At 72.4% G+C, this 14,351-nt stretch carries 13 protein-coding genes; all 13 read right to left on the bottom strand.

Annotated features, from left to right (window positions below):
- Nucleotides 1-49: 49 nt before the first annotated feature.
- Nucleotides 50-1,252, bottom strand: a complete 1,203-nt coding sequence (metK, locus tag CFI00_RS11725; protein ID WP_207085297.1) for a methionine adenosyltransferase — start codon at nt 1,250-1,252, stop codon at nt 50-52.
- A 70-nt stretch (nt 1,253-1,322) separates the two neighbouring features.
- The gene (gene coaBC / locus CFI00_RS11720; protein WP_207085296.1) at nt 1,323-2,537 is read right to left on the bottom strand and encodes a bifunctional phosphopantothenoylcysteine decarboxylase/phosphopantothenate--cysteine ligase CoaBC; all 1,215 of its coding nucleotides are present in this window, start codon (nt 2,535-2,537) and stop codon (nt 1,323-1,325) included.
- Between the two features lie 13 nt (nt 2,538-2,550).
- Nucleotides 2,551-2,865, bottom strand: a complete 315-nt coding sequence (rpoZ, locus tag CFI00_RS11715; RefSeq protein ID WP_207085295.1) for a DNA-directed RNA polymerase subunit omega — start codon at nt 2,863-2,865, stop codon at nt 2,551-2,553.
- A 19-nt stretch (nt 2,866-2,884) separates the two neighbouring features.
- Nucleotides 2,885-3,487: a guanylate kinase gene (gmk, locus tag CFI00_RS11710; protein ID WP_207085294.1), complete on the bottom strand. Its 603-nt coding sequence runs from the start codon at nt 3,485-3,487 to the stop codon at nt 2,885-2,887.
- Complete coding sequence (gene mihF / locus CFI00_RS11705; RefSeq protein ID WP_207085293.1) at nt 3,484-3,807, bottom strand: integration host factor, actinobacterial type; 324 nt, start codon at nt 3,805-3,807, stop codon at nt 3,484-3,486. The genes gmk and mihF overlap by 4 nt, the downstream gene beginning before the upstream one ends.
- A 137-nt stretch (nt 3,808-3,944) precedes the next feature.
- Complete coding sequence (locus CFI00_RS11700; protein ID WP_207085292.1) at nt 3,945-4,376, bottom strand: hypothetical protein; 432 nt, start codon at nt 4,374-4,376, stop codon at nt 3,945-3,947.
- Nucleotides 4,373-5,197 carry an orotidine-5'-phosphate decarboxylase gene (gene pyrF / locus CFI00_RS11695; protein ID WP_207085291.1) on the bottom strand — a complete coding sequence of 275 codons (825 nt, stop codon included), beginning with the start codon at nt 5,195-5,197 and terminating at the stop codon, nt 4,373-4,375. Before pyrF ends, CFI00_RS11700 begins: the two co-directional genes overlap by 4 nt.
- Nucleotides 5,194-6,030, bottom strand: coding sequence for a tRNA-dihydrouridine synthase (locus CFI00_RS11690; protein WP_207085290.1), 837 nt, complete (start codon nt 6,028-6,030; stop codon nt 5,194-5,196). The genes pyrF and CFI00_RS11690 overlap by 4 nt, the downstream gene beginning before the upstream one ends.
- Nucleotides 6,027-6,842 carry a hypothetical protein gene (locus CFI00_RS11685; protein ID WP_207085289.1) on the bottom strand — a complete coding sequence of 272 codons (816 nt, stop codon included), beginning with the start codon at nt 6,840-6,842 and terminating at the stop codon, nt 6,027-6,029. The genes CFI00_RS11690 and CFI00_RS11685 overlap by 4 nt, the downstream gene beginning before the upstream one ends.
- A complete protein-coding gene (locus tag CFI00_RS11680; RefSeq protein WP_242532819.1) occupies nt 6,842-7,942 on the bottom strand; it encodes a quinone-dependent dihydroorotate dehydrogenase in 1,101 nt (366 codons plus the stop codon). The genes CFI00_RS11685 and CFI00_RS11680 overlap by 1 nt, the downstream gene beginning before the upstream one ends.
- Before the next feature lie 2 nt (nt 7,943-7,944).
- The gene (carB, locus tag CFI00_RS11675) at nt 7,945-11,310 is read right to left on the bottom strand and encodes a carbamoyl-phosphate synthase large subunit (protein WP_207085287.1); all 3,366 of its coding nucleotides are present in this window, start codon (nt 11,308-11,310) and stop codon (nt 7,945-7,947) included.
- Between the two features lies 1 nt (nt 11,311).
- Complete coding sequence (gene carA / locus CFI00_RS11670) at nt 11,312-12,481, bottom strand: glutamine-hydrolyzing carbamoyl-phosphate synthase small subunit (RefSeq protein WP_207085286.1); 1,170 nt, start codon at nt 12,479-12,481, stop codon at nt 11,312-11,314.
- Between the two features lie 80 nt (nt 12,482-12,561).
- Nucleotides 12,562-14,229 carry an ATP-binding cassette domain-containing protein gene (locus tag CFI00_RS11665; RefSeq protein WP_207085285.1) on the bottom strand — a complete coding sequence of 556 codons (1,668 nt, stop codon included), beginning with the start codon at nt 14,227-14,229 and terminating at the stop codon, nt 12,562-12,564.
- Nucleotides 14,230-14,351 lie beyond the last annotated feature (122 nt).

Raw genomic sequence — 14,351 nt, 5'->3', positions numbered from 1 at the left:
GACATCTTCAGCGATCCCCGGCCAGCCGGGGATCCCGAGCAGCAGGGCCTCAGATCCCCGCAGCAGCCTTCAGCTTCTCGGCGCGGTCCGTCGACTCCCAGGTGAACTCCGGCAGCTCGCGGCCGAAGTGGCCGTAGGCCGAGGTCTGGGCGTAGATCGGGCGGAGCAGGTCGAGGTCGCGGATGATCGCGGCCGGGCGCAGGTCGAAGACCTCGAGGACCGCGTCCTGGATCTGCTCGTCGCTCACGACACCGGTGCCGAAGGTCTCGATGAAGACGCCGACGGGAGCCGCCTTGCCGATCGCGTAGGCCACCTGCGCCTCGCAGCGGCGGGCGAGGCCGGCCGCGACGACGTTCTTGGCGACCCAGCGCATCGCGTAGGCCGCGGAGCGGTCCACCTTCGACGGATCCTTGCCGGAGAAGGCGCCGCCGCCGTGACGGGCCATGCCGCCGTAGGTGTCGACGATGATCTTGCGACCGGTCAGGCCCGCGTCGCCCATCGGACCGCCGATGACGAAGGTGCCGGTCGGGTTGACCAGCATCCGGTAGCCCTCGGAGGGGATGTCGAAGGACGCGAGGACCGGGTCGATGACGTGCTGCTTGATGTCGGCCTCGAGCTGGGCGTGCTCGATGTCGGGGCCGTGCTGGGTCGACAGCACGACGGTGTCGATGCGCACCGGGCGGTCGTCCTCGTCGTACTCGATGGTGACCTGGGTCTTGCCGTCGGGACGCAGGTAGTCGAGTACCCCGTCCTTGCGGACCTGGGTCAGGCGCTGGGCGAGACGCTGCGCGATCGTGATCGGCAGCGGCATCAGCTCGGGCGTGTCGTCGCAGGCGTAGCCGAACATCAGGCCCTGGTCACCGGCTCCGCGCATGTCCAGCTCGTCCTCGCTGGAGCCGACGCGCGACTCGTGGCCGGCGTCGACGCCCGCGGCGATGTCGCTCGACTGGGCGCCGATGGCGACCTGCACGCCGCAGGTGGTGCCGTCGAAGCCCTTGTCCGAGGAGTCGTAGCCGATCTCGAGGATCGCCTTGCGGACGATGTCCGCGACCGGGGCGTACGCCGTCGTGCGGACCTCGCCGGCGACGACGACCAGGCCGGTGGTGAGCAGTGTCTCCACCGCGACGCGGAGGTTGGCGCGGTCGGGGTCCTCGGCCATCAGGTGGTCGAGGACCGAGTCGCTGATCCGGTCGGCGATCTTGTCCGGGTGACCCTCGGTCACGGACTCGGAGGTGAAGAGGCGTCCAGCCACAGTGCTCTCAATTCTCGTGTGGAAAAGTCGGGTCAAACCTACCTGCTGCCCAGCATCCGGGACGCATGTCTCACCCGGCGAATCGCCGGAGGACCTCGTCCCAGATCACGTGCGCGAGGGCGTTCTTGCTGCCGTGGGGCACCTCGACGACGCCGCCGTCGCCACCGAGGATCACGGCCTCGTTGTCGCTGCTGCCGAAGACCGCCCCGCCGCTCACGTCGTTGACGACGAGGAGGTCGCAGCCCTTGCGGGCGAGCTTGGCGCGGCCGAGCTCGAGCACCGACCCGGTCGCGTCGCCCGTCTCCGCGGCGAAGCCGACCACGACCGCTCCCGCGCGCGCCCGCTCGTGGGAGATCTCGGCGAGGATGTCGGGGTTCTGGACCAAAGCGATCGACGGTGCCGAGCCGTCCTCGGCCTTCTTGATCTTCGCGTCGCTGACCGTCGTGGGACGGAAGTCCGCAGGCGCGGCGGCCATGACGACGGCGTCCGCGGTGGCTGTCGCGGCGACCACGGCGTCCCGCAGCTCGTCGGTCGTCTCGACCCGTACGACGCTCACGCCGGCCGGGTCGGGCAGGGACACGTTGGCGCTGACCAGCGTGACGTGGGCGCCGCGCGACGCCGCCGCACGGGCGAGGGCGTAGCCCTGGAGGCCCGAGGAGCGGTTGCCGAGGAAGCGCACGGGGTCGAGGTACTCCCGGGTGCCACCGGCCGAGACGACGACCTTCAGCCCGGAGAGGTCCGGTGCGCCGACGCCGCGCTCGAGCACGCCACGAGCGAGCTCGAAGATCTCCGCGGGGTCAGGCAGGCGCCCCTTGCCGGTGTCGGCGCCGGTGAGCCGGCCCTCGGCCGGCTCGATGACGACGACACCGCGCTGGCGCAGCGTGGCCACGTTGGCCTGGGTGGCCGGGTGCTCCCACATCTCGGTGTGCATCGCCGGGGCGAGGACGACCGGGCAGCGCGCCGTGAGGAGCGTGTTGGTGAGCAGGTCGTCGGCCAGGCCGTGGGCCGCCTTGGCGATCAGGTCGGCGGTCGCCGGGGCGACCACGACCACGTCGGCGGCCTGCCCGATCTTCACGTGCGGCACCGCGTGCACGTCGGTCCACACCTCGGTGGACACCGGCTTGCCCGACAGCGCCGCCCAGGTGGGCGCCCCGACGAACTCCAGCGCCGCAGCCGTGGGCACGACGGTGACGTCGTGCCCCGACTCGGTGAACCGGCGCAGCAGCTCGCAGGCCTTGTAGGCCGCGATCCCGCCGGAGACGCCCAGGACGACCTGTGCGGTCATCGAGAGGCTCGCGTCACTCCGTGGCGTCGCCGGCGGCAGCGGCCTCGGCGGCGGCGGCCTCAGCGGCGGGGTCGATGTCCTCGCAGGTCAGGAGGTCGTCATTGATCTCGCGGAGCGCGATCGAGAGCGGCTTCTCCTGCACGTGGGTGTCGACGAGCGGGCCGACGTACTCCAGCAGGCCCTCGCCGAGCTGGGAGTAGTAGGCGTTGATCTGGCGGGCGCGCTGGGCGCTGTAGAGCACCAGCTTGTACTTGCTGTCGGTCTTGGTGAGCAGGTCGTCGATCGAGGGGTTGGTGACGCCCTCGGCGGCGATGGTGGGAGATGCCACGGTGTTGGTGCCTCGCTAGTCAGATCGGGCGGTGCGGATCGGGTCCAACCATCAAGGCTACCAACTCGTCGGCAGCAGCGTGAACTTCGTGGTTCACGATGGTCACGTCGAACTCGCTCTCGGCGGCCAGCTCGGCACGCGCGGTCTCCAGACGGCGCTCGCGCTCCGCCTCGGTCTCGGTGCCGCGGCCGACGAGACGGCGTACGAGCTCGTCCCACGACGGCGGCTTGAGGAAGACGAAGAGCGCCTCGGGCATCGTCTCGCGCACCTGGCGCGCGCCCTGCAGGTCGATCTCAAGCATGGCGGGCTGGCCGGAGGCCAGGGCGAGGTCGACCGGACCACGGGGCGTGCCGTAGCGCGCGGCCTTGTGGACCACCGCCCACTCCAGCAGGTCGCCCTTCTCGATCATGGCGTCGAACTCCTCGTCGGAGACGAACCAGTAGTGGACGCCGTTCTCCTCGCCGGGGCGCGGCGGGCGTGTGGTGGCGGAGACCGACAGCCAGACCTCGGGGTGGGTCTCGCGCACGGCGGCGGCGACGGTGCCCTTGCCGACGGCGGTGGGACCGGCCAGGACGATCAGGCGCGAACGACGGGTGGGGGTGGCGGGAGCTGCTTCGGTCACGACGCGTCGGGGCCGAACTCGCGCTCGAGCGCGGCGACCTGCTTGACCCCGAGCCCGCGCACGCGGCGGCTCTCGGCGATCCCGAGGCGCTCCATCACCTGTCGCGCCCGCACCCGGCCCAGGCCGGGCACCGACTGCAGGAGCTCGACCACCCGCATCTTCCCGATGACCTCGTTGGTCTGGCCCTCCTTGAGCACGTCGAGGATGGAGCCACCGGAGTTCTTCAGGCGGTTCTTCACCTCGGCCCGCTCGCGTCGGGAGGCCGCAGCCTTGTCCAGGGCTGCCTGGCGCTGCTCGGGCGTCAGAGGGGGCAAGGCCACGAAAGCTGTCCTTCAGGGTCGCGAGGAATGGGTCCGGCGGGAGGTTCGGCTCAATCTAGTCAGGTCCCGACGAGGCAGGCAATCGAGCCGGCAGGATCGCGACCGCGAGGTGACGTGCGCGACAGGCGCGACCCGCCTCAGCGCGACAGCGGCGTGCCGCAGACGTCGAGCGCGTGCTGCTCGACCGCGGCCATCGCGGTCACCGTCCGCTCCGAGCCCACCGCGCGTGCGGCGGCCTCGATCTCGTCCCGGGCCGCGTCGTCGAGGCCGGCGGGCGGCTCGTCCGCGGAGTACGTCGAGGCGTCGACGTCGTGCTCGCCGAGCACGTCCTCGAGGGCGTGGAGCGGGTCGACCACGGCGTCCCAGTCGTCCACGACGTCGCGTGGCGCATGCTCGGCCAGGTCGTCGTAGGCGTCGAGGGCGTCGAAGATCGCCGCCATGTCCTCGGACGCGGCCACCTCGGACAGCGTCGCCTGGTGCCCCTCGACCCGCTCGCAGTAGTCCGCCTGCGGGTCGCCGGAACATGCCGCGGCGAGCGGGAGCAGGAGGAGCACGGCGAGCAGTCTCACGCCCCCAACCCTCGCACGGCGTCGTTGCCACGCAGTGCGGCGTCGCGGAGCGCGGAGACGTCGGGTCCGGCGGCCAGCACCTCGCGCGAGGAGCTGGGCAGCGCCCACCTCGCGGAGTCGCCGAAGATCCGGAGCAGGTCGGCGACCGTGCCGCCCTGGGCGCCGTAGCCCGGCACGAGGAAGGGGCCGTTGATGTCGAGGTCCTCGTCGGTCGCACCGATGGTGGCGCCGACGACCGCGCCGAAGGAGCCCACCGGCTGCACGCCCGCGTTGAGCGCCCGGAGGTGGTCCAGGACGGTCCCGGCCACGGTGCGCCCACCGGAGCGAGCGTGCTGGACCTCGGGACCCTCCTTGTTGGAGGTCAGGGCCAGGACGAACAGCCCGCCGCCGTGGCGGTGGCACGCCTCGACCATGGGGTCGAGCGACCCGAAGCCGAGGTAGGGGCTGGCGGTGATCGCGTCGGAGCCGAGCGGCGAGGCCGGGTCGAGATAGGCATCGGCGTAGGCCTGGCTGGTCGAGCCGATGTCGCCGCGCTTGACGTCGAGCAGCACCAGCGCGCCGGCGTCACGGGACTCGGCGATGACGCGTTCGAGCACCGCGATCCCGCGGCTGCCGAAGCGCTCGTAGAACGCGCTCTGCGGCTTGACCACGCTGACCAGCGGGGCCACCGCCTCGACGACGCTCAGCGCGAAGCGCTCCAGCGAGGCGACGTCGTCGGACAGGCCCCACTGCTCGAGCAGCGCCGCGTGCGGGTCGATGCCGACGCAGAAGCGGCCGCGCTCGTCGATCGCGCGGGCGAGGCGGGTGCCGAACGGTGTCATGCGTCCTCCTGGTGGTGGGCTGCGAGGTCCGCGCGCAGCCGGGCGACGGTGGTCGGGTCGTGGAGCAGGGCGGTGCCGACCTGCACGGCGGTGGCGCCTGCAGCGAGGTAGGTGCGGGCGGAGGCGAGGTCGCGTACGCCGCCGCAGGCGATGACGGGCACGGCGGGCAGCGACCGGTGCACCTCCGCGACGCAGCGCAGCGCGATGGCCCCGACGGCGGGGCCGCTGAGGCCGCCAGCACGTCCGTCGAGGAACGCGGCGGGCACGGCGTTGCCGACGACCACGGCGGTGGCGCCCGCCTCGTGGCAGGACCGCGCTCCCTCCACGATCCGGGAGACGTCGGGCCGCAGCTTGGCGAGCACCGGCCGGTCGGAGGGGAACTCGCGTCGCACAGCCGCGATGACACTGGCCGCGTGGTAGGGCTCGCGCACCTCGAAGAGCCCGGCCCCGACCTCGTCCGGAGCGCCGACGTTGACCTCGAGGCCGGCCACCCCGGGGGCGCGGCTCAGGCGCCGCGCCAGGTCGGCGTACTCCCCCATCGTCGCGCCCGCGATCGACACCAGGACCCGCGCGCCGGCCCGCACCAGCCACGGCAGCTCGGTGGCCAGGAAGTGTTCGAGGCCGGGGTTGGGCAGGCCGACGGCGTTGATCAGCCCGCCCGGGACCTCGACGAGACGCGGGCCGGCGCCGCCCGCGCGCGGGTCGAGCGTCAGCGAGCGGGTGACGAAGTCGAGACCGGCCAGGCCGTCAGGACCTGCGAAGGGCTCGAGCTCACGACCGGTGCCACCGCAGCCGGCCGCGACCATGACCGGTCCGGGGACGTAGGCGCTCACAGGTCGTCCCACCGCACGCGGTCGCCCCGGACGACGGGACCCTCGGTGCACGCGCGCACGACGCGGTCGACGCCATCCTCGCCGACCACCGGGAGCGGGCACCCGTGGCACAGCCCGGTGCCGCACGGCGTCGGGACCTCCAGCCCGACCTGGCTCCACGCACCCGCCCGCTCGGCGGCCGCGGCGCAGGCGCGGAGCACGTCGGCGGGCCCGGCGGCGTAGACGACGTCGGCGTCGGCGCGCCGAAGCAGGTCGTCGACGTGGTCGGCGACCCCGCCGCGCTGTCCGACCGAGCCGTCCGCGGTGAGGACGGTGACGGACCTGACCGCGCGGCGTGCCTCCAGGGCCGACAGCAGGTGGGACTCATCCGGTGCCGAGACCACGAGGGACACCGCACATCCCCGCTCGCGGAGGCGCTCGGCGAGGGGAAAGAGTGGCGCCGCGGCGTAGCCCTCGCCGACGAGCAGGCAGGAGACCGCCTCCTTCGGCAGCGCGAACGCGCGACCCAGTGGGCCGGTGATCGACACCCGCGTCCCGACGGGCTGTGCGGCCAGCCAGGAGGTGCCCTCCCCGCGGGGCTCGAGCACCACGTCGAGGGTCGGGCCGAAGGCGCTCGAGGCGCGCACGCGGTGGATCCACAGCGGACGGCGCGCGACGTGGCCCGGGACGGTGACCGCGACGAAGTTGCCCGCCCGGAACCGCTCGGGCACGCCCGGCGCCGTGAGGGTCAGGTGGCGGTGGGCGCCGACGCGCTTGGTCGCCACCACCTCCCCCTCGACGTGGACGGGAGTCCTCACCTCAGCCACGGGCATCAGGCATCCGAGGCGAGTCCCCGCACGATCCGGCGCGGCCACAGCGGGCCCTCGTAGACGAAGGCGGTGTAGGCCTGCAGCAGGTCGGCGCCTGCGTCGAGGCGTCGCCGGGCGTCGTCCACGGTCGTGATGCCGCCGACACCGATCAGCGTCAGGTCGCGGCCCACGCGCCCGCGCAGGAGGCGTACGACGTCCTCGGAGCGCTGCGTCAGCGGCCGGCCGCTCAGCCCGCCGGCGCCGACCCGTTCGACGTCGGCCGCGCTGCTCGCGAGGCCGTCGCGGCTGATCGTGGTGTTGGTGGCGATGATGCCGTCGAGGCAGCTGGCGAGCGCGAGGTCGGCGACCGCGAGGACGTCGTCGTCGCTGAGGTCGGGCGCGATCTTCACCAGCAGCGGCACCCGCCGCGCGGGGCTGACCTCGTCGGCGCGACGGCGTACGGCGGCGAGCAGGGGCTCGAGCTTCTCCACGGCCTGGAGGTCGCGCAGTCCGGGCGTGTTGGGCGAGGAGACGTTGACGACGAGGTAGTCGGCGTGGGGTGCGAGCAGGCCGGCCGACTTCTCGTAGTCGGCGACGGCCTCGTCCTCGGGCACGACCTTGGTCTTGCCGATGTTGACGCCCAGAACGGGCGGACCGAGGAACGAGGCCCGGCCGTGATGCGAAGCAGCCTCAGCCACCGCGGGGTTGCTCGACCGCCACGCCTGCAGTCGCCGCGCGACGACCTCGGCACCGTCGTTGTTGAAGCCCATCCGGTTGACGATCGCGCGGTCGGCGGTGAGCCGGAACAGGCGCGGCTGCGGGTTGCCCGGCTGCGCCTCCCCGGTGACCGTGCCGACCTCGACGTGGCCGAAGCCGAGCGCGGCCAGCCCGTCGATGCCCACCGCGTTCTTGTCGAACCCTGCCGCGAGGCCGAGGGCGTGCGGAAAGGTGATCCCCATCGCCTGCACCTGCGCAGGTGCGCCGCCTCGACCCTCCGGGCGGGCTCCGAGGAGCCTGCTCGTCACGGGCTGGGCCGCCCGGATCGCCCGGAAGGCTGCGTGGTGGATGCGCTCGGCGTCGAAGCGGGTCAGGCCCCGCTCGAAGAGCACGTCGTAGGGACGCACCCTCACGCCTCCCCGGCCGGGGTCGACGGGCGCAGCTGCGCGGCCCAGTCCTGAAGGGAGCGCACGCCGATGTCGCCGCGCCGCATCGCCTCCAGACCCTGCACGGCTGCCCCGAGGCCCTGGATCGTGGTGATGCAGGGGATGTCGGTCGAGACCGCGGCGGTGCGGATGTCGTAGCCGTCCATGCGCGGGGAGCCGCCGCTGGTCGCGCCGTGGGGCGTGTTGATGACGAGGTCGACCTCGCGGGCCCAGATGCGACCCACGATGGTCGGCTCGCCGTCGGGGCCCTCGCCCTCGGAGTGCTTGCGCACGACCGTGGCGGTGACGCCGTTGCGCCGCAGCACCTCGGCGGTCCCGGCGGTGGCGAGGATCTCGAAGCCCATGTCGGCGATCTGCTTGACCGGGAAGATCATGTGGCGCTTGTCGCGGTTGGCGACCGACACGAACACCTTGCCCGACAGCGGCAGCGAGCCGTATGCCGCGGCCTGGGCCTTGGCGAAGGCGGTGCCGAAGAACGCGTCGAAGCCCATCACCTCGCCGGTCGAGCGCATCTCCGGCCCGAGCAGCGCGTCGACGGTGCGACCGTCGGCGGTCTTGAAGCGGTCGAAGGGCATGACCGCCTCCTTGACCGCGATGGGCGAGCCGTCGGGCAGGTGCCCGCCGTCGCCGGTGGCCGGCAGGACGCCGATCGCGCGCAGGTCGGCGATCGACTCCCCCAGCATCACGCGGGCCGCGGCCTTGGCGAGCGGGGTCGCGGTCGCCTTGGACACGAACGGCACCGTCCGCGACGCCCGCGGGTTGGCCTCGAGGACGTAGAGCACGTCGGAAGCCAGCGCGAACTGGATGTTGAGCAGGCCGCGGACGTCGAGCCCGCGGGCGATCGCCTCGGTCGAGCGGCGGATCCGGTCGATCTCCTCACGCCCCAGCGTGATCGGCGGGAGCGCGCAGGACGAGTCGCCGGAGTGGATGCCGGCCTCCTCGATGTGCTCCATCACGCCACCGAGGAAGAGCTCCTCGCCGTCGAAGAGCGCGTCGACGTCGATCTCGACCGCGTCGTCGAGGAAGCGGTCGACCAGCACCGGCTGGCGCTCGTTGATGAGCCCGTTGGCGACGTACTTCTCCAGGTAGGCCTCGAGCGCGGCGTCGTCGTAGACGATCTCCATGCCGCGCCCGCCGAGGACGTAGGAGGGGCGCACCAGCACGGGGTAGCCGATCTCGTGCGCGATGCGCTGCGCCTGGGGGTACGACGTCGCGGTGCCGTGCTTGGGCGCCGGCAGGTTGGCGTCGGCCAGGACGCGGCCGAAGGCGCCGCGCTCCTCGGCGAGGTGGATCGACTCCGGCGAGGTGCCGACGATCTTCACGCCCGCGTCGGCCAGGCCCTGGGCGAGCCCGAGGGGCGTCTGGCCACCGAGCTGGCACACCACGCCGGCCACCGGGCCGGCCTGCTGCTCGGCGTGCACGATCTCGAGGACGTCCTCGAGCGTCAGGGGCTCGAAGTAGAGCCGGTCGGAGGTGTCGTAGTCGGTGCTCACGGTCTCCGGGTTGCAGTTCACCATGATCGTCTCGTAGCCGGCCTCGGCGAGCGCGAGCGAGGCGTGCACGCAGCTGTAGTCGAACTCGATGCCCTGCCCGATGCGGTTGGGCCCGGAGCCCAGGATGATCACGGCCTCCTTGCCCTCCGCGCGCGGCTGCACCTCGCTCTCCTCGTCGTAGGACGAGTAGTGGTAGGGCGTGCGGGCGGCGAACTCGGCGGCGCAGGTGTCGACGGTCTTGAAGACCGGCCGGATGCCGAGCGCGTGGCGCACACCACGCACGACGTCGGCGCTCAGCCCGCGGATGCGGCCGACCTGCTCGTCGGAGAAGCCATGGCGCTTGGCCAGGCGCAGCAGGTCGGGCGTGAGCTCGGGGGCGTCGATGAGCTGCACGGCGACCTCGTTGATGAGCGCGAGCTGGTCGACGAACCACGGGTCGATCGCGGTCGCGTCGAAGATCTCCTCCGCCGTCGCGCCGGCACGGATCGCGTCCATGACCTTCTTGAGCCGGCCGTCGTGCGGGACGCTGATCTCCTCGAGCAGCGCCGTCTTGGTCGTCTCCGAGGCGAGGTCGTCGTCGAAGTGCTTGTGCCAGTCGAAGGGCGCGTGCTTGCTCTCCAGCGAGCGCAGCGCCTTCTGCAGGGCCTCGGTGAAGTTGCGCCCGATCGCCATCGCCTCGCCGACCGACTTCATGTGCGTGGTCAGCGTCGGGTCGGCCTCGGGGAACTTCTCGAAGGCGAAGCGCGGGACCTTCACCACGACGTAGTCGAGCGCGGGCTCGAAGGAGGCGGGGGTGCTCTGCCCGTCCTCGCGCGCGGTGATGTCGTTGCGGATCTCGTCGAGGGTGTAGCCGATGGCGACCTTGGCCGCGATCTTGGCGATCGGGAAGCCCGTCGCCTTGGAGGCCAGCGCCGAGGAGCGCGAGACGCGGGGGTTCATCTCGATGACGATCAGGCGACCGTCGGCGGGGTTCACGGCGTACTGGATGTTGCAGCCACCCGTGTCGACGCCCACCGCGCGGATGATGCCGATCGCGAGGTCGCGCATCTTCTGGTACTCGCGGTCGGTCAGCGTCATCGCCGGCGCGACCGTGATCGAGTCGCCGGTGTGCACGCCCATCGGGTCGAGGTTCTCGATCGAGCAGACGATGACGGTGTTGTCCGCGCTGTCGCGCATCACCTCGAGCTCGTACTCCTTCCAGCCGAGGATCGACTCCTCGAGGAGCACCTCGGTGGTCGGGCTGGCCGCCAGGCCGGACCCACCGATGCGGCGCAGGTCCCTCTCGTCGTAGGCCATGCCCGAGCCGGTGCCGCCCATGGTGAAGGACGGGCGTACGACCATGGGGTAGCCGAGGTCGTCGGCCGCGGCCAGCAGGTCGTCCATCGAGTGGCAGATCACGCTGCGGGCGGACTCGCCGCCGAGCTGCTCGACGATCTTCTTGAACTGCTGCCGGTTCTCGCCGCGCTCGATCGCCTCGATCGAGGCGCCGATCAGCTCGACGCCGTACTTCTCCAGGATGCCGGCCTTGTCGAGGGCCATCGCGCAGTTGAGCGCGGTCTGGCCGCCGAGGGTGGCCAGGAGCGCGTCGGGGCGCTCCTTGGCGATGACCTTCTCGACGTACTCCGGCGTGATCGGCTCGACGTAGGTGGCGTCGGCGAACTCGGGGTCGGTCATGATCGTGGCCGGGTTGGAGTTGACCAGGACGACCCGCAGGCCCTCCTGGCGCAGCACCCGGCACGCCTGGGTGCCGGAGTAGTCGAACTCGCAGGCCTGGCCGATGATGATCGGTCCGGAGCCGATGACCAGGACGCTCGTGATGTCGGTGCGCTTGGGCATGTCAGGCGTCCTTCCGCTCGGTGCGCTGATCGGTCATGAGGTCGCAGAAGCGGTCGAAGAGGTACGCCGCGTCGTGCGGGCCGGCCGCTGCCTCCGGGTGGTACTGCACGGAGAAGGACGTCAGCTCGCCGGAGGCGCCGCGGAGCTCGAGGCCCTCGACGACGTCGTCGTTGAGGCAGACGTGGCTCACCGTGGCCTCGCCGAACTCGGTGGTGGTCGCACCCTCCAGGGGAGCGTCGACCGCGAAGCCGTGGTTGTGCGCGGTGACCTCGACCTTGCCGGTGGTGCGGTCCATCACCGGCTGGTTGATGCCGCGGTGCCCGTACTTCAGCTTGTAGGTGCCGAAGCCGAGCGCGCGGCCGAAGAGCTGGTTGCCGAAGCAGATCCCGAAGTAGGGGATGCCGGCGCGCAGGGCGCCCTGGAGCAGCTCGACCTGCGCGGTCGTGGCTGCCGGGTCACCGGGGCCGTTGGAGAAGAAGAGACCGTCGGGGGCGACCGCCTGCACCTCGGCGAGGCTCGCCGTCGCGGGCAGCACGTGCACCTCGATGCCGCGCTCGCTCATCATCCGCGGGGTGTTGGCCTTGATGCCGAGGTCGACCGCCGCGACGGTGAAGCGCTTGGGGCCCTGCGCCGGGACGACGTACGCCTCGGCGGTGGAGACCGACTCGCTCAGGTTCAGGCCGGTCATCTCCCCCGACGCGCGCACCCGCTCGAGCAGGCGCTCGGGGTCGGTCTCGGTCGTGGAGATGCCCACCCGCATCGCACCGCGCTCGCGCAGGTGCCGGGTGAGCGCACGGGTGTCGACACCGCTGATCCCGACCACGCCCTGCTCACGCAGGTCGTCGTCGAGGGTGCGCTGGCTGCGCCAGTTCGACGGCACCCGGGCGGGGTCGCGGACGACGTAGCCGGCGACCCAGATGCGCGAGGACTCGCGGTCCTCGTCGTTCATCCCGGTGTTGCCGACGTGCGGAGCCGTCATGACGACGACCTGGCGGTGGTAGCTGGGATCGGTGAGCGTCTCCTGGTAACCGGTCATGCCGGTGGAGAAGACCGCTTCGCCGAAGGTCTCGCCCTCGGCACCGAAGGACTCACCGCGGAAGGTGCGCCCGTCCTCGAGGACCAGGAGCGCTGCGGTCTGATTCCTGTTCTGATTCCTGGCAGGCAGAGCCATGCCGTACCTCCTTCTCCGCCTCACGGGACGGATCGTTAAAGGATGTTCGAGCCGCCGCCGACCCTACCAGCGCGACGACGTCACGACGGCATCGTGTCCACGCCCGCGAGGCGTCCGGCGAGGGCGCCCGACCCCGGTGTCAACGCCAGCTCCGGTCCCTCCCAGCGCCGGCGCAGCCAGCGGTCGTGCGAGGCCACGACGATCCCGCCCGGAGAGGTCGCCAGCGCCTGCTCGAGCTCGCCGGCCAGGGCCAGCGACACGTGGTTGGTCGGCTCGTCGAGCAGCAGCAGGTCCGGTGCGGCGGCGATCGCGACGGCCAGCGCGAGCCGGCGCCGCTGGCCCACGGACAGGTGGCCGACGGGGGTGCGGTGGTCGCGCGGGTGGAGCAGCCCGAGCTCGCGCAGGGGCGGCGGGTCGGCGAGCGCGCGCACCGCGTCGTCGTACGCCGCCAACGCGGAGCGCGCCGGGTCGGCGACCGGCGGGTCCTGGGTCAGCTCGCGCACGGTGCAGGCGGCCACCTCGACCGAGCCTGCCGTCGCCGCGAGGCGGCCGGACAGCACACCGAGCAGGGTGGACTTGCCCGATCCGTTGGCGCCCGTGACGAGCAGGTGCTCCCCGGCCGCCAGGTCGACACGGTCGACCCAGAGCCGTCCGGCCACCTCCACGCCGCGCACGTGCACGAGGGCTCCGGTGGCGCCGGTCGTCAGGTCGCCTCGGAAGACCAGCAGTGCCGGCGGCCTGCGGACCTGGTCGCGCTCGGCCTCCTCCAGGCGGCGGCGCGCGTCCTTCCTGCGACGCGCCAGGGTCCGGTCGACCCGTCCGCCCTTGAAGGAGTAGATGAACTTGTCGCCATCGCTCGGTCCGCGGTCGTGAGCGATCGCGTCGGAGCCGATCCGGGTGCCGGCACGGAGCCGGTGCAGCTCTTCCTGCTGGGCGGCGTACGTCTGCTCCCACCGGCGGCGGGCGTCGGCGCGGGCGGCCTCGTAGGCGCTCCAGCCACCACCGAAGCGTCGTCCACCGGCGCCGTCGGTGCCCAGCGCGCCCGCGTCGAGGTCGACGAGGTCGGTGCACACGTCGTCGAGCAGCACGCGGTCGTGGCTGGCCAGCACGACCACCCCGGGCAGGTCGCGGAGGAAGGCGGTGAGCACGTCGACGGCGTCGTCGTCGAGGTGGTTGGTCGGCTCGTCGAGCAGCAGACAGGCAGGACGGGTCGTCATGATCGTGGCGAGTGCCAGGCGGGTGCGTTGGCCGCCGGACAAGGTCCGGACCGGACGCGCGGGATCGAGGCCGTCGAGCCCGAGGCGGGCTGCGGCCTGCGCCGCCCGTCGGTCGGCGTCCCACGCGTCGTGGGCCAGCGCCAGCTCGAGCGCCCGGTCGTAGGCCCGGGTGCCCTCGACCGTCGTGACGCCGGCGGCGAGTCGCTCGACGTCGACCACGGCCCGGCGCAACGGGGCGAGCGTCATCGCGAGGACCTGCTCCACCGTCGCCGAGCCACGGAACGGCGCCTCCTGGCCGAGCAGCACGAGATCGTCGGGCGCGGTGACGGTGCCGGAGACCCGCGCGGGGGTGGGCAGCCGTCCCGCGACGGCGCGCAGCAGGGTCGACTTGCCGACGCCGTTCTCACCGACGAGGCCGATCCGCCGACCGGGTTGGGCGACGAGGTCGATCCCGGACAGCACCGTGCGATCGGGGTAGGTCACCGACAGTCCGGTGACGACGAGGGGGGCGAGCGGGGCGGTGGCAGGCATGCGGACGACCTTCGACAGGAGGGTGACTCGCCGGGCTCGGGCGCACTGGTGCGCCGCCGCGGACGCGAGTCGGGTCAGTCCTGGATCCACATGATGACCAAGAGCCTAGGACGGACGGGCCG

It is taken from the genome of Nocardioides sp. S5 (assembly GCF_017310035.1).
GTDB lineage: Bacteria > Actinomycetota > Actinomycetes > Propionibacteriales > Nocardioidaceae > Nocardioides.
This window is presented reverse-complemented; position numbering and strand designations above follow the sequence as displayed.